This window comes from Pedobacter sp. W3I1 (assembly GCF_030816015.1).
Classification (GTDB): domain Bacteria; phylum Bacteroidota; class Bacteroidia; order Sphingobacteriales; family Sphingobacteriaceae; genus Pedobacter.
On record NZ_JAUSXN010000001.1, the window covers coordinates 2,509,238 to 2,528,248 of the forward strand.

18 protein-coding genes are annotated in these 19,011 nt (G+C 38.3%); 7 read left to right on the top strand and 11 right to left on the bottom strand.

Annotation, left to right across the window (positions count from 1 at the left end; all coding sequences use genetic code 11):
• Window positions 1-139: 139 nt before the first annotated feature.
• The 6 genes from QF042_RS10525 to pyrE form a co-directional block, all read right to left on the bottom strand.
• Window positions 140-769 carry a hypothetical protein gene (locus tag QF042_RS10525; RefSeq protein ID WP_307528026.1) on the bottom strand — a complete coding sequence of 210 codons (630 nt, stop codon included), beginning with the start codon at window positions 767-769 and terminating at the stop codon, window positions 140-142.
• Window positions 770-780: 11 nt separating this feature from the next.
• On the bottom strand, window positions 781-1,434 hold the full coding sequence (locus QF042_RS10530; RefSeq protein WP_307528028.1) for a hypothetical protein: 654 nt from the start codon (window positions 1,432-1,434) through the stop codon (window positions 781-783).
• Between the two features lie 851 nt (window positions 1,435-2,285).
• Entirely contained in the window at window positions 2,286-4,889 is a 2,604-nt protein-coding gene (gene clpB, locus QF042_RS10535) for an ATP-dependent chaperone ClpB (RefSeq protein ID WP_307528029.1), read from the bottom strand.
• Window positions 4,890-5,602: 713 nt separating this feature from the next.
• Complete coding sequence (locus QF042_RS10540; protein WP_307528032.1) at window positions 5,603-8,278, bottom strand: alpha-L-rhamnosidase; 2,676 nt, start codon at window positions 8,276-8,278, stop codon at window positions 5,603-5,605.
• A 154-nt stretch (window positions 8,279-8,432) separates the two neighbouring features.
• The gene (locus QF042_RS10545; protein WP_307528034.1) at window positions 8,433-8,831 is read right to left on the bottom strand and encodes an SRPBCC family protein; all 399 of its coding nucleotides are present in this window, start codon (window positions 8,829-8,831) and stop codon (window positions 8,433-8,435) included.
• Window positions 8,832-8,868: 37 nt separating this feature from the next.
• Window positions 8,869-9,534: an orotate phosphoribosyltransferase gene (gene pyrE / locus QF042_RS10550; protein WP_307528036.1), complete on the bottom strand. Its 666-nt coding sequence runs from the start codon at window positions 9,532-9,534 to the stop codon at window positions 8,869-8,871.
• 357 nt (window positions 9,535-9,891) lie between these two features.
• Between pyrE and QF042_RS10555 the strand changes: the two genes are divergently transcribed.
• The 4 genes from QF042_RS10555 to QF042_RS10570 all read left to right on the top strand — a co-directional run bounded on the left by QF042_RS10555 (window position 9,892) and on the right by QF042_RS10570 (window position 12,648).
• Window positions 9,892-10,704, top strand: a complete 813-nt coding sequence (locus tag QF042_RS10555) for a helix-turn-helix transcriptional regulator (protein WP_307528038.1) — start codon at window positions 9,892-9,894, stop codon at window positions 10,702-10,704.
• A gap of 85 nt (window positions 10,705-10,789) precedes the next feature.
• On the top strand, window positions 10,790-11,560 hold the full coding sequence (locus QF042_RS10560; RefSeq protein WP_307528040.1) for an isocitrate lyase/phosphoenolpyruvate mutase family protein: 771 nt from the start codon (window positions 10,790-10,792) through the stop codon (window positions 11,558-11,560).
• 19 nt (window positions 11,561-11,579) lie between these two features.
• The gene (locus QF042_RS10565) at window positions 11,580-11,960 is read left to right on the top strand and encodes a DUF4440 domain-containing protein (protein ID WP_307528042.1); all 381 of its coding nucleotides are present in this window, start codon (window positions 11,580-11,582) and stop codon (window positions 11,958-11,960) included.
• A gap of 277 nt (window positions 11,961-12,237) precedes the next feature.
• Window positions 12,238-12,648, top strand: a complete 411-nt coding sequence (locus QF042_RS10570) for a hypothetical protein (protein WP_307528043.1) — start codon at window positions 12,238-12,240, stop codon at window positions 12,646-12,648.
• Between the two features lie 85 nt (window positions 12,649-12,733).
• On the opposite strand, the gene QF042_RS10575 is transcribed toward QF042_RS10570, so the two are convergent.
• Window positions 12,734-13,486: a DeoR/GlpR family DNA-binding transcription regulator gene (locus QF042_RS10575; RefSeq protein ID WP_307528045.1), complete on the bottom strand. Its 753-nt coding sequence runs from the start codon at window positions 13,484-13,486 to the stop codon at window positions 12,734-12,736.
• A gap of 54 nt (window positions 13,487-13,540) precedes the next feature.
• On the opposite strand from QF042_RS10575, the gene nudK reads away from it, so the two are divergent.
• Window positions 13,541-14,119: a GDP-mannose pyrophosphatase NudK gene (nudK, locus tag QF042_RS10580; protein WP_373459067.1), complete on the top strand. Its 579-nt coding sequence runs from the start codon at window positions 13,541-13,543 to the stop codon at window positions 14,117-14,119.
• Window positions 14,120-14,218: 99 nt separating this feature from the next.
• Window positions 14,219-15,262 carry an NAD(P)-dependent alcohol dehydrogenase gene (locus tag QF042_RS10585; protein WP_108200215.1) on the top strand — a complete coding sequence of 348 codons (1,044 nt, stop codon included), beginning with the start codon at window positions 14,219-14,221 and terminating at the stop codon, window positions 15,260-15,262.
• 93 nt (window positions 15,263-15,355) lie between these two features.
• Here QF042_RS10585 and QF042_RS10590 read toward each other — a convergent pair whose 3' ends face one another.
• A complete protein-coding gene (locus QF042_RS10590) occupies window positions 15,356-16,222 on the bottom strand; it encodes a hypothetical protein (protein ID WP_307528049.1) in 867 nt (288 codons plus the stop codon).
• Between the two features lie 434 nt (window positions 16,223-16,656).
• Here QF042_RS10590 and QF042_RS10595 point away from each other — a divergent pair, with 434 nt between their 5' ends.
• Window positions 16,657-17,268 carry an NUDIX hydrolase gene (locus QF042_RS10595; RefSeq protein ID WP_307528051.1) on the top strand — a complete coding sequence of 204 codons (612 nt, stop codon included), beginning with the start codon at window positions 16,657-16,659 and terminating at the stop codon, window positions 17,266-17,268.
• Between the two features lie 100 nt (window positions 17,269-17,368).
• Here the strand turns inward: QF042_RS10595 and QF042_RS10600 are convergent, their stop codons facing one another.
• From QF042_RS10600 to QF042_RS10610, 3 genes are all read right to left on the bottom strand, one after another.
• On the bottom strand, window positions 17,369-17,974 hold the full coding sequence (locus QF042_RS10600; RefSeq protein ID WP_307528053.1) for a hypothetical protein: 606 nt from the start codon (window positions 17,972-17,974) through the stop codon (window positions 17,369-17,371).
• Window positions 17,964-18,467 carry an RNA polymerase sigma factor gene (locus QF042_RS10605; RefSeq protein WP_307528055.1) on the bottom strand — a complete coding sequence of 168 codons (504 nt, stop codon included), beginning with the start codon at window positions 18,465-18,467 and terminating at the stop codon, window positions 17,964-17,966. The genes QF042_RS10600 and QF042_RS10605 overlap by 11 nt, the downstream gene beginning before the upstream one ends.
• 209 nt (window positions 18,468-18,676) lie before the next feature.
• Window positions 18,677-19,009: a hypothetical protein gene (locus tag QF042_RS10610; protein ID WP_307528057.1), complete on the bottom strand. Its 333-nt coding sequence runs from the start codon at window positions 19,007-19,009 to the stop codon at window positions 18,677-18,679.
• Window positions 19,010-19,011 lie beyond the last annotated feature (2 nt).

Consider the following 19,011-nt stretch of genomic DNA (forward strand, 5'->3'; position numbering starts at 1 on the left):
GTATTCAATAATAAAATAAAAAAACGACATTAACTATTTATTTAGTTTACATTTTGATTAAGCTATTGATTATCAGTGGTAAAAAAAAAACACCGATCTGATTTCTTAGATCGGTGTTCGATAATGAATGGATTGTATTTTACTTTGAATTTGCATTCAGGATAAAATAATACAGTTCAGTAGGAGAGAAATTGAAATCGCTACCTGTTTCACCTGTAATTGATTTGAGCTTTCCATTTTCTTCGGGAAAAATGCTTCTATAGTATTCAATCTGGGCACCGCCTATTGATTTGATCTTCCCATTTTCTTCGGGGAAAATGCTTCTGTAATATTCGATGGTAACATTACCAATTGATTTGATTTTTCCATCTTCCTCAGGGAATATGCTTCGATAATATTCGATAGGCATATCTCCGATTGATTTGACCTTTCCATTTTCTTCAGGAAAGATGCTTCTAAAATATTCTATTTTTTTATCGCCTACAGATTTAATTTTACCATTTTCCTCTGGAAAAATACTTTTATAATATTCAAATTTCTTATCTCCAATGGATTTAATCTTTCCATTTTCTTCAGGGAAAATACTTTTGTAGTATTCAAAATTGCTATTACCGATTGATTTGATCTTTCCGTTTTCTTCAGGGAAAATGCTTCTGTAATATTTTATTTCTGTGTTTGCTGTAGTTTGTGCTTTTACATTAAATGCATAAGTTAAAAGCAGGGCTAAGCTTAAAACCTTTATGTTTAGCCGGCTGAATATATTTTTCATGAGATGTAAGGTTAGAAGTGAATATTGATCGTGAAAGTAGGGGTAAAGTTATCGAGTGCCAATCGCAAGTTATTTTTTTTATCAAAGTTGTACAGTGATTCTTCGGCATAATAATTCTGATGAAAGAAACTTAAAATTGGAAACGAAAAATCGATACTCGAATCGTTTGAGAGCATATAAGTAAAACCCGGGCTTAAACTTGCTCCAAAGCCTTTTATACGTGCATCGGTACGGATAAGATAACCTTCATCATCAATTCTGTTGAAGGTGTTAATCTGAAGGAGCAAATTTGCCTGTACAAAAAACTTAAAATGTTCCCTTACATCAACATATTTACGCACAAAGGGAGAGAGGCCGAAGCTAAATTCCTTCGGACCATAGCGGTCTTCGTATCGTCCATCTTCTTCATCCCAGGAGATATAACTTTCGCCGCGTAGCTTGGAAAGATTTAAAGGGATCTCCAGACCTATGGCAAAATTATTGGCCAAAAAGTAGCCTCCACGCGGTGTGACGGTGAAGGTGTTTAGGCTTGGTGATGAATTGTTTTGTTTGGAGGTTCCAAAACTTAAGCTCAAACCAGCGAAGCCGGTTCCTTTTTCAGTTTGGGCATAACAATGCCAACTGACGGCGCATAGCAGCGCCATGATGATTAATTTAGGTTTCATTTTGTTTGTGTTTTTGTGTGTAATCAATAATAATCATTATTGAAACAAAAAGCAAGAAAATGAACTATCATGTTAGTTACCTAAATGTATTTTTAAATTAGGGCTCAATACACGGCTGTCATTTCGCGCGGATTGCAACGTAGCCTGGAACTACATAAGTGCTCAGCGAATCTAAATCCATCTAGGCAACGATTCAGTTGAGATGATATTTTCTATTGAGAGTTGTCATCCTGAGCGTAGTCGAAGGATCTTCAGGCAAAAAATCATCATTTTGAGTTTAAATTTATTGCATAAAAATCAATATGAATGATGCATAAAGTTATTTTATTTTGTCATGCTGGGTAGTCTTGCCTCGGCTCGCCGCCGCCGAAAGGCTCCTTCTTTTTGGCGTCAAAAAGAACCAAAAACCGAGGCTCTGCCGAGCTCATTAATACGGATGAAAAAAACAAAAAACCATTAATAAACGCCGGCTGAAAATTTATTCATTTGTATTGTAGTTTTCAGCTGTATTCATGAGGGCTACGCCGTTTTCTTTTAAAGCCAGTGGGATGGCTTTGTCAATGGAGCCCGAAAAATTTGTTAGGCCGGATTTAAGTAGAACGGAGATACGGTTCTACGGCCTAGTTGGGTGGAAATACAAAACCAATATATTAATGGTAGCGGAATGCAATGCAGCCGAGAATCACCTAAGCGCTCAGCGCAGCTAAATCTGTCTAGGCAGATCTCTCCATTCCACTGTGTTCCAGTCGAGATGACGGTTTCTCCTTTAAAGTCTGTCAATAGTAGAGAAATCAGCTATTAAACAAAAAAATCCCACAAAAATTAATCTGCGGGATTTGATCCGAAATGTGTTAACCAGCGTTTTGGTTTAGGAACACAAAATTATGATCGAACATATCTAACTTAATTTTGCTGTCTTTATCTATCTTACCCGCTAATATCTCTTTCGACAGCTCATTTAAGATTCTTTTCTGGATCACTCTTTTCAGTGGTCTGGCGCCAAACTGCGGATCGTAACCCAATTGTGCCAACCAATCTAAAGCTTCATCGCTGGCATCCATTTCTATGCCCATCTCGGCCAATGTTTGCTGTACATGTTTAAACTGCAAGCTCACAATATTTCTGATTTCGCTCCGGTTTAATGGGGTAAACATAATCAGCTCATCAATCCGGTTCAAAAACTCAGGGCGAATGGTTTGCTTTAATACTTCAAACAGTTCGTTTTTCGTTTTGGCAATTACTTCATCGCGGTTTTCATCACTTAAGTTTTTGAAGTTATCCTGAATTAAATGCGCTCCTATGTTAGAGGTCATGATGATGATGATGGTATTTTTGAAATTCACCGTCCTTCCTTTATTATCCGTTAAACGGCCATCATCCAATACCTGTAACAGAATATTAAATACATCAGGATGTGCTTTTTCAATCTCATCAAGCAATACCACCGAATAAGGTTTGCGCCTAACGGCTTCAGTTAACTGTCCGCCTTCATCGTAACCAACATATCCCGGCGGCGCTCCGATTAAACGCGACACGGCATGGCGCTCTTGGTATTCACTCATATCAATCCGTGTTAAGGCATTTTCATCGTTGAATAAAAATTCGGCCAGGGCTTTTGCAAGCTCCGTTTTACCTACACCTGTAGTACCCAAAAAGATGAAAGAGCCAATTGGCTTGCGTTTATCCTGTAAGCCTGCACGAGAACGACGGATCGCATCAGAAATGGCTTCGATTGCTTCATCCTGACCAGCCACACGCTGGTGTAATTCTTCTTCTAAATGAAGCAATTTTTCGCGCTCGCTGGCGATCAGTTTGGTTACCGGAATACCTGTCCAACGGCCTACCACACCTGCAATATCATCAGCTGTAACTTCTTCTTTAAGCATGCGGCTATCGCTTTGCTGGCTTTCTAAATCAGCTTTAAGTTTTTCCACCTGATCTTGTGCTTCCTTAATTTTTCCGTAACGTATTTCGGCCACTTTACCGTAATCGCCTGCACGTTCAGCTTGCTCTGCCTCTAATTTATAATGCTCTATTTGTTCCAGTTGATTATTAACCGCATCTACCAAATCTTTTTCACCTTGCCATTTGGCTTTCAATTGATCACGCTCTGCTGATAGATTGGCGATATCTTCTGAAAGTTCTTTAACCTTCCTATCGTCTTTTTCCCGTTTAATGGCTTCACGCTCAATTTCTAAACGCATAATTTCACGGTCTAAAGCATCTACATTTTCAGGCACACTGTCCATCTCCATGCGCAATTTCGATGCAGCCTCATCCATTAAATCGATGGCTTTATCAGGCAAGAAACGGTCTGAAATATACCGCTGACTCATTTCTACGGCTGCGATAATGGCTTCATCTTTAATCCTTACTTTATGGTGTGTTTCGTAACGTTCTTTTAAGCCACGAAGGATTGAAATCGCATCCTGTGTATCAGGTTCTTCAACCATTACCTTTTGGAAACGACGCTCTAATGCTTTATCTTTTTCTAAATATTTTTGATATTCATCTAAAGTTGTTGCACCTATGGCACGCAACTCTCCACGGGCAAGGGCAGGTTTTAAAATGTTCGCCGCATCCATTGCACCTTCACCGCCACCAGCACCTACTAAAGTGTGGATCTCATCGATAAACAATACAATTTCGCCATCGCTTTGGGTAACCTCTTTTACTACGGCTTTTAAACGTTCTTCGAACTCGCCTTTATATTTGGCACCTGCAATAAGCGAACCCATATCGAGCGAATAAACCACCTTGCTTTTTAGGTTTTCAGGTACATCACCCTTAATAATCCTAAAAGCAATGCCCTCTGCAATAGCCGTTTTACCCACACCTGGCTCACCAATTAAAATAGGGTTGTTCTTGGTTCTGCGTGATAAAATCTGGATGACGCGACGGATTTCTTCATCGCGACCGATCACCGGATCAAGTTTTCCGCTCTCGGCATACTCGTTTAAATTCCTTGCATATTTGCTTAGGGCCTGATAAGTTGCTTCGGCATTTTGATCCGTTACCCGGTTATCACCACGTAATGCTACAATGGCTTTTTTAAGGTCTTTTTCGTTAACGCCCTGTTCTTTTAATAACTTAGAAGTGCTATCGTTAACGGCTAAAATACCTAATAATAAATGTTCTACGGATACGAATTCATCTTTAAATTCTTTTAAAAATGTTTGCGCTTTTTGTAAAACGCTATTGGCATTAGATGACAGATAGACATTGCTTCCGCTCACTTTCGGGAACCTGGCAATCTCTGCATCTAAGTTTTGATTTAATGAATTTAGGTTAACGTTTAATTTCTTTAAAACATAAGAAACCACGTTTTCATCAACAGTAAGCAAACCTTTAAGCAGGTGTGCCGTTTCAATAGCCTGTTGCTGATTGCCTTGGGCTATTTCAGAAGCCTGTTGAACTGCTTCCTGGGCTTTTATTGTAAAATTGTTGAAGTTCATATCCCTTTTAAGTCAAAACAAATGCCACAGTAGTTTTGATTTTACAATCGGAAATTTTGTCGGTAAGATTTTAATATTTATGACTAAATTACTGATAATTAGTGATTTATACTGAAAATTTGTCGTGTATGGATTTAAACTTTACAGTTTGGTATTATAAATTGCCAACTGAAAACTGTCAAACTGATCAGGGCGTTACCAATCCCGTGAAATACGGGAAAGGGTCGGGCTTTTCAGGGCTCCGCTTCGCTCCGGTACCGATGAAGGATCGGTACTGAACCCTTACAATCCCTAACGCGGTATTTTTTGGAAGTAACTTCGCGAATATTTAGACCTCGCAGGTTTTTAAAACCTGTGAGGTCTGGAACATTGATATGAACGAAGAACCATTGTTAAATAAACCTGATAGAACGGAAAGCCCGGAGCGAAGAATGAGTGAGGACTTGGAGGGATAGCAGGACTGTCGTAACCTAAGCATGCCGAACCCCGCTTTTCCAAAAAAAAATTGACTACCTAAGTCACCTGAATGTATCTAAGTGATGCGGTTAATTTAATATTTTAGGCTTAAGACCTGCGAGGTGTATCAAAGGCGTTCGTCTTTCCCACATAGGCGGGAATCCTAAAGCATATGGCATTAAGATTCCCAATCGGGTTGGGAATGACGATTCTTCGCAACCTATCAATTCCGATAAAAAGGAACATCTTTTACTTACTTACTTACTTACTTTATGCTCAATCACATATTTGCCAGCAGATAAATCTATTTTGGTGTTATTAGTCATTTTACCATTTACATAAACATTTCTACCACTTGTTGGTGGTAGGCTAAAAGTAGCAGAAGAGTTGGCCGGAATGGTAATGTCATATCTAACCCCATTGTCAACTTTTTTCCATGCGCTGATAATCTTTCCGTATGGACCAATGTGGCTGGCTTCGAAAGAATTTAGACCTTCCATAATGTGCGGATTCAATATGACATGTTTAAAGCCAGGCTGTTTTTCATCTGGTTTAATACCACCTGGCGATTTGTATAACCAGGCACCAATTTCGCCGAACATAATGTGGTTCATTGAAATATCCGATTTTGCATCTATAGGCCAGTTCTCGTATAAAGTGGTAGCGCCATTTTCCATCCACCAGCCCCAGCTTGGATAGGTTTTTTGAGCGGCAATTTTATAGGCAATATCACTATAACCATTTTCGCTTAAAGCATTTAAAATGGCTTTGGTGCCTAATAAGCCAACATCTAGGTGGAAACCATCAGCTTCCACACGTTTCACTAAATTTTCGGCAACTAAAGCAATCGATTCTTCCGGAACAATTTTCCAATAAAGTGGAACGCTCATTTCGGTCTGTACGCCCGAAGCATAAATTCCTTTTTCTTTATTTAAGTACTTGCTGTTAAAAGCATCTTTAATTTTTTTAGCCAGCGCCATGTACTTTTCATAATCGTCGTTTTTACCTAAAATTTTTGCTGCTTTGGCCAAAATAAGCACATCTGCATAGTAATAACAGGTAGAGGTAAGCTCGACAGGTGATTTTGATTTTACGGGAATCCAATCGCCCAAGCCCCAGGTAGTTAAACCTGTTGGGTAGGTTTCATCAATGTGGTTCACGTATTTTCTGATATTTTCGTAACAATCGGCAAGTAATTTTTTGTCGCCGTAAAACAGGTAAACATTCCATGGGATAATGGCAATCGTACTGGTCCAATCAGGGCCATTACCCCACTCGTAACCCCAGCCGTCGGTAGGGATGATGGATGGTAAAACACCGTTCGGCTGTTGCTCGTCGCGATGATCGGCAAGCCATTTTTCGTAAATGGTAATCCCATCAAAACCATAAAGGCCTGTTTCTATGGCAATCTGTGCATCGCCTGTCCAGCCGTTTTTCTCTCTCTGCGGACAATCTGTAGGGTAGCCAAAAAGATTTGATAGATAAGAATTGTTGGTGGCGTAATAGATTTTATTGATGATTGGTTCTGACGATTTAACATCGCCCACAATGGGCACATCACTGTGCATAAAATAACCAACGAGATCTTCTTTTTTCAATTCGATGGGAGCGGAACTGCTTACTTCCACATATTGAAAGCCCTTATAATTAAAATGTGGCATAAAACTTTGCGCACCTTTTCCGTTCAAAATAAGGATATCGGTTTGGAAAGGATCGGTATCATCAGTTGGGCGGTAATGGGCATCAATATTCGAGATATCCACGTGCCCGTTGGTATATAAACGCTCTCCATGTTTCAGTTTAATAACCGTACCGGCCGGGCCACTTACTGTGATTTTGCTTACACCCGAAATATTCCTGCCCAGATCGAAAAGGTAGGTGGTATCATTAAATTTTCTTAAACTTTTGCTGGCTATTTCCTCCACATTGTGGATAGGATGCATGGCCTGTGCAACAATATTTTTAGATGGAGCTGAACGGTAAATCACATTTTTCCACTCGGTATCGTCAAAATTTGGTGTGTTCCAGCCTGCTTTTTCCAGGCGGGCATCATAATGTTCGGCGGTATAAATGCTATTAAAAATAATAGGACTTAAGGCTGTTTTCCATTCTTTACCCGATTTAATGGTTTCGGTTGTGCCATCTTCGTAAGTAATGCGCACATCAAGACAAAAAGTTGGTCTGTTACGCCACGGGGCTCTGTCGAAATCCCAAACTGCGGTTGATTGGTGGTTATACCATCCATTGCCCAGCAATACGCCAATAGCATTTTTACCGCTGCTGATTGCATGGGTTACATCATAGGTAACGTATAGGGTTCGTCTGTCAAAACGGGTGTACATGGGGTCCATGCGGTGGTTGCCTATTTTCTTCCCATTAATAGAAAGTTCGTACAATCCGGCTGCAGCAATGTATGCCCTGGCCGATTTGATTTTTTTAATGGTAGTAAAGGTATTTCGGAAATAGGGAGCAGGTTTAAGTTTGGTATTTTCGTTATCAGCAATCCATGCGCCCTGCCAATTCTCCATTTTCATCATCCCCGTTTCAAAGCTGGCGATGTATGCCTTATTTGATTTCTTTTGGTTTCCATCGGCAATATCAACCCTCCAATAGTATTTAATAAAAGGTTTTAGTGGCTGGCCCGAATAAACAATCAGATTTTTTTCTGAAGCTATCCATCCCGTGTTCCAAAGTTTTGCCTCAGCCTTAACAAGCGAAGCTGAATCGGTATCTACTAAAATACGGTAGGCTGTTTGTTTAGCGCCTTGGCTGTTATCGTTCATTTGCCAGGTAAAACGCGGGTTTGGATTGTCTAATCCCATCGGATTAACCAAATATTCGGTTTTTAACGCCGTAACCGATTGAGCAAGCGCTTTGGAAATAGGGACAAGGGCAAAAAATAGAGCAGTTACCTGTAGAAATCTGAGGTTCATAGTTTAATGGTTATTCAAAAACTAAGGTATTAAAATAAAATGCTGATAAAGGAACCACAATAGAAATTTTACGCATAAAAAAAGACGAGGTTTAACTCGTCTCATCTGTGGAATCACATGATCTGTGAAATCGTTCTATCTGTGTAATTACTTTTTAACCTAATATGCCTTTTAGTTTTTCTGTTTGATGATCGGCCAGTTTTTGTAGTGGACCAGATGCCAACATTTTCATCATCATGTTCAGGTCTGCTGAAATAATGTGTTTAGCTGTAGTGGTTCCATTTCCATTATCGGTTAAAGTCCATTTTAACTCCACATCAAACGGTGCTTTTTCGCTCGGAATTGCTGTTATTTCCTGGTTTTCGATACGGCTCGAAATCTTAATAGCCAATTTTGCCATATTCTGGATGGTAAACCGTGCATCATCTTCGGTAGATTCCCAGTTGTAAATATTTTCTGGCATCAGTTGCTGATGATTGTTCATATTGGATAGGAATGTATAAACCTCTGTAACTGGCTTATTCACCTCTACTGCGCTTTCAATAACAGTCATTATATATTTATTATAGATTTTTGTTTTTACTCAAAATTTAAGACTCTGAACTTAAAACCTGTCCCTGTCCCCATTCTGAAGGATTTAAGCGCCATTTACTTAATAATTCCATATCACTTTTGGCGATAATGCTATGCTCGGCAGCATAATCGATTAAAGCACCATAGTTTGATAAGGTTAAGTAACGACATTTTGCAGCTGCAAAATTTTCATCTGCTTTTTCGAAACCGTAAGTGAAAATTGCTGCTAAGCCTGCTACCGATAAGCCTGCAGCTCTTAGTGCTTCAACAGCCTGTAAACTGCTTTTTCCGGTTGAAATTAAATCTTCAATAACCACCACACGTTGACCCTCTACCACTTCGCCTTCAATTAAACTTCCAGTGCCATGTTCTTTAGCCTTCGCTCTTACATAGATAAAAGGTAAACCAAGTTCCTGGGCTACTAAAACACCTTGAGGGATTCCAGCAGTTGCAACACCAGCAATAACATCTATAGAACCAAACTCTTCCTGAATGGCCTGCGCAAGTTTCTGACGGATATAAGTTCTAACCTGAGGGTGGGAAAGGGTAATTCTGTTGTCGCAATAAATCGGCGATTTCCAACCAGATGCCCAGGTAAAAGGATTATTTGGTTGTAATTTGATTGCTTTTATCTGTAATAAAAATTCCGCTACCTTTAATTCAATATCACTTTTATTATACATGGCTCAAAATTACAGATTTATTTGTGTTTGTCATAACGTTTATTAAGCCCCACTTGTTTTAGCGGAGAGAGGAAATGTCGGGATTTGAATTTAATCACGACTTCCAAATGCCACAAATATCAGAAATTTTGATGGATGGTAAAAGCTATTTCTTGCCACTCCTTGTAAATCAATGTGATAAAGAATGTAAGGGCTTAAACATTTCTGAAATATCTTGTGGCAGTAAAAGATTATTTTTACGCTTCGGAGTTTTATTACAGCGCTTAATTGTCTCATTAATGGTATAATTTGTTCCGATTTTTACAATCACAGGGCTCAGAACTAATCTAATTTTACGATCTTGTAATTAATTGGCATATGGAATTTAAACAGTTTTTACCTTCAGCGGCTTTAAAACCTTATATCAGGCATTATTATATTTTCCAGTCGGATGCCGATTCGACTTTTGAAGATGTGGTTTTTCCTAGTGGCGATATGGAGGTAATCTTTAATTTGGGCAGTGGAAGCTGGGAATCTCTAGTTGGCAATAGTTTTAAGAAAACGCCAAAAATTGAACTCTGGGGGCAGATTACAAAACCGCTCGCCATCAGATCGGTAGGTAAACATTCGATGCTCGGCATTAAGTTTTACACCCATTCTGCATCGTACTTTTTTAATGATCAGATGGGCGCTTTCAACGACTCAATTACCGATTTGCAAGATGTAATAGGAGGAAGCGCCGATGTGCTCCATCAAAAACTGTTGGAAACTGAGGGCGAACAAAATAGGATTGATCTTTTAGAAACATTTCTGCTGAAAAGACTAATCAGGCATCAAAAAAAGTCCTTTCATATCAATAAGGTAGCCGATATTTTAAATAGTATTCTAAAAGATGCTTCTGGGAGCAATATTACCTATATCGCATCAAGGCACAATATTACTACACGTTATTTGCAACGGTTATTACATCAGCATACCGGGCTTTCGCCAAAATCATACGATAAAATTAACCGTTTTCAACAGAGTTTAAAGATGATCTCTAAAAATGAGCAACCATTTACGAATATTGCCTACGCCTGCGGATATTTTGATCAATCGCATTTTATAAGAGACTTCAAATCCTTTACCGGACTTACCCCTTCAAGTTACCTGGATAACCTTACTCCGGTAAACCAGCTGCTTTTTCCATAAGTTTTATTTTGTTCGGATTTGTACAATCCGTTGCTTTTTAACGGCTATATCTTTGATGTATAATCAATTAAACAAGATATAACTTATGAATTCTTTTGAAACATTTAAACATCTGCACAAGAATAGCGCTCCACTTTTGATCGGTAATGTATGGGATGTAAAAAGTGCGGAAATCTTTCAAATCAGTGGTTTTAGGGCCATCGGTATTTCCAGTCAGGCGCTTTCTAATGCCCTGGGTTATCCAGATGGAGAAAACCTACCCTTTGAAGAACTGCTCCGCATAACAAAGCGCATTACCGATGTAGTAGATATTCCACTTACCGTTGATATGGAAGCTGGGTATAGCCGCGACCTACAAGGCATTCTGGAAAATATAGAAAAACTACATGATTGTGGTGCGGTGGGGATTAACCTTGAGGATACTTTACCTGAAGAAAAGAGAAGCTTGGTACCAGCAGCTTCGTTTGCAGAAACCGTTGCTGCGGTGGCAGGGCACATCAAGAGAAAAAAAATGAATATCTTTCTGAATATCAGGACGGATGCTTTTCTTTTGGGCTTGCCAAATGCCTTGGAAGAAACCAAAAATCGCATCAAGTTTTACCACGAAGCAGGAGCAGATGGGATTTTTGTGCCTTGCATTACCAATAGTAATGATATTGCAGGCATAGTTCAATGTACTTCACTTCCCATCAATGTAATGTGTATGCCCGATCTTCCGGGATTTAAAGTATTAGAATCGCTTGGGGTTAAGCGTATTAGCATGGGTGGATTCTTCTTCAATAATGTATATGATCACGCAAGTCAACTTGCGAGAAAAATATTGGCAGAGCAGGAGTTTTCGAGCATTTTTTCTTAAAACATTTAAAAATAAGAATATGAATTTACCAAAAAGAGCAGAAGATGCCCACTCAACACTAGCTGCTGCATTTAATACCGGCGATGTAGCTACCGTACTTAATATGTACGATACATCTGGTATTATCGTTCCCGAACCTGGGAAGCCTGTATCGGGCAAAGCACAATTCGAAGCGGCTATTAAAAGCATTCTTGCTATTAAGGGCACTATGGAAATTAAAACGGTATACTGTATGCAAACGGGAAATCTTGCTATAGGAAGATCGGAATGGAATATTACTGATGGGGATGAAGTAAAGATAAGTGCAAAAGGTATCGAATTGATGAGGCAAGGTGATGATGGTACCTGGAAAATCTTGATTGACCATGCCTTTGGGGCGGAAGGAGATCTTATCGCTTAAATTACATTGAACGCAAAGAATCGTCATTTCGAGCGGAGTGAAACGGAGTCGAGAAATCTGTCTAGATAGATCTCTCTCCCGAAAGTTCGGGACTGCGCTACAGTCGAAATGACGACTTTTACTATGGGAGCTATCAATGGTAACTTGTTTCAGGATCTTTCTAGCTTACGTCTGCTTCCAACTAGCGTACAATTGAAGCCAAATAAATTCCGTTCCGATTCATCCTATTTTGCAGCCTCTGGCTAAGCTAATTTTGTTGGTAATAAAGAGATATTTTATGAAAACGAACAGAATTTTGCTGGCCATTTTACTTCTGATCATAGCTTGTCAAACTAGAAATATGTTGGAGCCAGAAATAAGAAAAATACTTACAGATAAGCAAAATTTATCTGAAGTTATCACCATAATTGGCAATACCTTAAGTGCATTAAAAAAAGAAGGGCAATTAAAACCCACGATACATTTTGAAACAGGAGACGATTCTTGCAAAGCTATTTGCCTTAGCTGGAAATTACCTTTAATCCGTGTGAATATGATAACATTGATTAGCCCTGGCCGTCTTAATCAAAATCTTGAAATTATGATCGTTTTAAAATCCGATTATTTTGCCTCTCGTGAGTGTATTACCCGTTTCATCAACGAAAACCACATTAACGTGAAGATATTTTATAGTTGCCCAGATGCCTGAATCTTTACGATCTTATTTTGCTGATGATGCAGTTGTAGAAATCACACATGGATTGTTCTCCTAATAATGGAGAATTGCTGTAATATTAATGCGTTACTGAATATACTGAAATCCCTTTTGACTGGAATGCTGTTATTTCGGATCCATTATAGTCTGTAACCAAAATATCTACCAGCGATAAATCATCAAACTTTAAATAGGATGTTTTTCCTATTTTGCTAATATCGCAGAGTAGGTAAGTCTGATCACTTTGTGATGCCATAGCCAAAGTATTTGAAGCTTCATGCTCGCTACCGGCATATAATCCATCGCTTGTGATCCCATCTACACCAAGAAAGGCTTTCGATGCATGATATCTGGCAATGTGCTCTGTAGCTATTGTTCCGTGAACAGCTTGCCTGATTGGATCAACTTCACCACCAATGAGGTTAATGGTTATGGCACTATTCTGTAACTCACTAACTACGGGCAGGGAGTTGGTAATTACCTTTATTTTCTTGTTTTTGATAAATTGGCATAACCTAAAGGCCGTACTTCCGCAGTCAATAAATATGACATCGCCATCAACTATATCTTCTGCAGCCTTTTTACAAATCGCATCTTTTGCTTTAAAATTAACAGCAGCTTTATTGGCAAATGATACCGGTTTTATCAGATGACTTACGTTCATGGCCCCGCCATGCGTACGGTAAAGCAGTCCGTTAGTGGCCATATTTGCAAGGTCTCTTCTCACAGTAACCTCAGAAATTCCTATGGCTAGCGCCAACTGCCGAATGTCGACTTCGCCAAACTCCTCTAAAAGTTCCAGGATTTTGTGTGCTCTTTTTTGAAATGTCATATATAATGAGTTAATTCGATCAAAAATAATCATAACCAATCAAAAATAATCATTATGAAAAATATTAATATCCTTAACACGCAAATACTTTCAGATAATTGGTACACTTTGAAGAAAGTGAGTTTCGAAATGACAAGACTGGATGGGACTAAATCTATTCTGGAGCGAGAGGCGTACGATAGGGGAAATGGCGCCACAATTTTGTTGTACAATAAAGAATATAAGACTGTTGTACTTACGCGCCAATTCAGGATCCCGACATTTATCAATGGAAATGAGACGGGTTACCTGATTGAATGTTGTGCCGGACTGTTAGATAAAGATAATGCCGAAGATTGTATCAGAAGAGAGACCGAAGAAGAAACGGGGTTTAGGATCGGTCAGGTAGAAAAAGTTTTCGAAGCTTATATGTCTCCTGGTTCGGTTACTGAGCTGCTATACTTTTTCGTTGCTGCATATTCAAATGAAATGAAATTGCATAACGGAGGCGGGCTGAAAGAAGAAAACGAATATATTGAAGTATTAGAATTACCGTTTGAAAAAGCCCTGGAGATGGTAAAAAGTGGTGAAATTAAGGATGGGAAAACGATTATGCTTCTTCAATACGCCTTGCTAAACGGCCTGATGTTGTAACACCATTGTTTGAATTTTGCAATGATTTATTTGATTTGTGTAATTGTTCCTAACAAACTGCTGTTTACATTTGTTATGGTCTAATTAATTTAAATTTTTATGATAGCAACAAAAGGATATGCGGCACAAAATGCCGAAACTGATCTTGCACCCTGGAATTTTGAGCGCCGGGAAGTAGGGCCTCATGATGTTCAGTTCGAGATACTTTTCTGCGGGGTTTGCCACTCCGATCTGCACCAGATAAAAAACGATTGGTTTCCGGGAATATTCCCAATGGTTCCTGGTCACGAAATTGTGGGCAGGGTGGTAAAGGTTGGAGACCACGTTAAGAAATTTAAGGTGGGCGATCTTGCAGGTACAGGTTGTATGGTAGATTCTTGTCAGGTTTGCGAAAACTGTAAGCAAGATTTAGAACAATATTGTTTAGAAGGAAACACGCAGACATACAATGGTTTAGAAAGAGATGGTAAAACACCAACTTATGGTGGATATTCAGATACGATCGTAGTGCGTGAAGAATTTGTACTTCATGTATCGGATAAATTAAATCTTGCTGCTGTAGCACCACTTTTATGTGCAGGTATTACCACTTATTCTCCGTTAAAACACTGGAAAGTAGGAAAAGGTCATAAACTGGCTGTACTTGGCTTAGGTGGTTTAGGCCATATGGCGGTGAAATTTGGTGTAGCTTTTGGTGCAGAGGTAACAGTATTAAGTACTTCACCAAAAAAAGAAGAGGATGCCAAAAAACTTGGCGCGCACCACTTTGTGGTAACTACCGATCCCGCGCAGGTTAAAGCAGCAAGGGGTACGTTCGACTTTATATTGGATACAGTATCTGCAGAGCATGATTTTAATATGTATCTTTCTTTATTGAGAACAAATGGTATACACATTTGCGTAGGTGTTCCACCTAAGCCGGCAGAAATTGCAGCTTTCAGTTTACTTGGCGGCAGAAAAAGCCTTGCCGGATCAGGTATCGGTGGTATTGCTGAAACTCAGGAAATGTTAGATTTCTGTGCGGAGAACAATATCGTATCGGATATTGAAATGATCGATATGAAAGACATCCACCATGCCTACGAACGTATGGAAAAAGGTGATGTACGCTATCGCTTCGTGATTGATATGGCTACGCTATAGATCTAAATATCAGATTGTATTTAATAATAGGGGTTTAGAGACTGAAAATAAAGGTTTCTAAATCCCTGTTTGTTTGTTAAAGAAATTAATTCCCTAGGCTGTGTAGTTTTGTTTTACAAATTCTGATATAGAGATGTTGTGCTGAGATTCTACTTTGAAAATCTGTTTTTTGTTTTCCAGCAGCATATTTTGGAGCGCACCTAGCGAATCTTTAAGGTAGGAGATGGATAATATGCGTGAAATCCTGCTCCTGATTTTTTCGGCAAGAAACAATTCGACCAGAATCAGTGTAATTAAAAAAATATAATGGGTAAAGATCAGGTTATTGGTATTCTTGCTTAAAGCGGGCAATCCTAATGATACCAGGGCCATATCTATTATTAAAGGAATGCCAACAATAGCAATAATTGAGATCGCACTTGCTTTTAGCCTAATGCGTTCTTCAGCTTGTTTTATTTGCTCGTTGAAAGCAGAAAATTTACTGTTAAGAGGGGTATTTCTATTGTTTTGTAGCTGTTCTAGCTTCTGAAGGTCTTTTCCATGTGCTATATCTATTTTTCTAACCTGCTCTACGATGAATGATTCGGCGTTGTTAAGTTTTTCCTGATCTTCAACAATAGATTCCTGCTCCGCTATAATTTTATCCATTACCATCAAATCGTCGGGGATACCATGACGTAACTTTTGCTCTGCGGCAACAATACGGTTATCTAATTGTTTAAACTGTCTTTTAAGCTCAGCAATTTCTTTATTATAATGTTCTTTTTTCGAAGCGTAACTGTTTTCCAAACTTTGGAGTTCAGATGCATACTCGAAATTGGCCAACAGCTGTTCATTACCGGCAAAACGCCGATAAAGCCCGGTTAATGTGATAAAGAGCGCTCCAGTTGATTTTTCTGGGTTAGAAAGATCATTTCGGTATGCTTCCAGATCTGTTTCGGATAATGAAGGTATGGGCATGGCAGATTAAAAGGTTAAAATTATGAAAAATATTATCGTTGAGGGAATTATTCATCATTGTTTTCTATGTGAATGTTCCAGTACAGATTACTAACCATTTTTTTTACATTATAGTGTATCTGGCTTTTCGTTATATCTGCTCATCGTTGATTAAATATTATTTTTTTTTCACTCTTTAATAAATTATTATATATTTGTGCCAAGCAAGGGGTGAGAGCCTTGCATCAATCTTTGATTGAGAGCGTTAATTTAGATAAGGTTACAACATTAATTGTTGTAACCTTTTTTTATACCCTATAAATAACCCAACAATTTTTCTACTTTTAGAGCATTGCAAAATATATAGGTTTCGCAAAAAGAACTCTTTAAATGTAATCGGGAAAGGAGTGATTGCTATAAAATGCAGGATACTCTATTTATGTGTTTAAAAATATATGCCAAGAAATTATAGAATTTACATCAACGATAACACTTTGTTTATCTCAGATTTTTTGCCAGAGCAAAAAGAAAAAATTCAACAACTGGAATTTCAGGATTTTAATCTGCAAACATTCTACAAAAAGCTAAAAAATGGTTCTAGAAAGAGCTATATTTTCTTGACGAAAAATCCCCGGGAGACCTTCAAAAAGCTAAAGAAAGATTGTACCATTATTAAAGCTGCAGGTGGTTTGGTAGAAAGTGCAAATGGAAATTATCTCTTTATTTTTCGAAATAAAAAGTGGGATTTACCCAAAGGGAAACTCGAAGAAGGTGAGAAAATGAAGGAAACCGCTGTTCGTGAGGTAGAAGAAGAGTGCGGAATCAGGGTTTATAAACGCGAAGAAAAACTTTGCAAAACCTATCACGTTTACCCAATTGGTACTAAAATGGTGATCAAGAAGACCAATTGGTACAAAATGAAGGTTAAAGGCGAACCAAAATTAATCCCTCAGAAAGAAGAAGGGATTGATGAAGCGGTTTGGTTGGATAAAAATCACATTTCGCCAGTAGTTAAAAATACTTTTCCATCCATTATGGATGTGCTAAGGGCCGGAGGCATATTATAGGTTTTCTGCTCAAGCGATCATCCTGCTGAACTTGTTTCAGCATCTAATCTACACTTTAATATTTTATCAGTCAGATGGTAACAGCTGACTGCACAGATTATTATTCATAATCCAATTCATCAACTACTTTTTTAACCTGCTTTAAATACTTTCCGTAATAATACCAGGCCCATAGTTCGGTAATTGCGCCAATAATCAAAATGGTAATAAAACAGTTCAGCAAGATGTAAACAGGTGATAGTTTTCCTAAAATCCGGGTGAAAATAGAAGCTTTTTCTATAAATAGGTAAACCGCAATAAAGGCAATTCCAATAAAGGCAACAATGTAGGTTAGGGCTTTATAAAGTTCGATATTCAGTTTCATTTCATAATAAAACCAAAGGATGTTTTTACGCGTATCCAGGCTCATATCGTAAGAGTTTTTATAGAATAGGTAAAATTTTATAAAGTAATAAGCCGTAAATCCGCAAGTGATAGCATAAAACATTAAAAATACCTGATCCATTGCTGAGGAAAAACCAAAAAAGTAAGGGATGAAGGCCATGATGACCAAAAAGAAGATCTGGTAAAAAAACTCGTGTTTCATTTTTCCCCTGATCTTATCAATTGGAGTATGCGCTTGTTTTATTTTAAGCATGTCGGTAGAAATGCTGCTCCCTTCAGGATTCTCGGCACTCCATTCACTTTTTATATCGTCAAAATTCATATCCGTTTTTCTTTATGATGAATTGTAATTTTTCTTTTGTTCTGTTTAGTTTAACCCGTGCATTTACCTCGCTGATGCCCAGGTTTTCGGCTATCTCCCGATGCGATTGATTTTCGAGAAAAAGGAATATCAGTGCTTTTTCTACAACATTTAACTCTTGTACGGCTGTGTACAGATAGGCAAGTTTTTCTTCTTTTCCTTCGCTCTCGTTTACATCGATTAGATCAATATTTTCGTCTAAAGGTGTTTTATCTACTTTTCTATTATCCTTTTTGAAATAAACTAATGCGGTATTTAAGGATACGCGGTACATCCATGTGGTAAATTTGGAATTGCCCTTAAAAGTGGGGTAGGCTTTCCAAAGCTGTAATACGATTTCCTGAAACAGATCGCGCTGTTCTTCGGCATCGTTCATATACATTTTAGAAATCTTATGTATAATCGCTTTGTGCTGATTGATCAGGGTGAGGAATATATTTTCTGTTTCTTTCATTTAATGTATAACCAATTAGTAACCGGTTTTTTAAAACGTTACAGATTAATTAAATAATTTTTAATTGTGGTGTCAGATATTTCTATCGGACACGAATAAAGCAAATTAGAAATCTGTAAGTAAATATATCTATGAGTCAGGTGGTAATACCTGACTCCACATCTCTTGCTGGTCTTAGTGAGATGCTAAAACTAGTTGCGGTATATAGATTATTTAATGACTGCTGTGTAAATAGCGCCGATGATCAAGAATAAAAAAGTGCCGGTTAAAATTGCAGCACCTGTGTACAGATACCATGGGGTTTTTGAAAGTTTTTCGTACACTTTAGCATTTTCGCTTATTACGTTATTGTTGCTGAAGTGACAGCTGTCGCAGCTCATTCCGGTATATTTTTCGGCAGGAAGGATTGGAATATTATTGATTTGATAATATTTTTGAACAATGCGATAAGTTACTGTTGTTTCATTGCAATTATCACAGCTTGCCGACTCATCTTCGTAGAAATTGAGCAGTTTCTCTGTTTTACCAAAATGAACGAGCATAA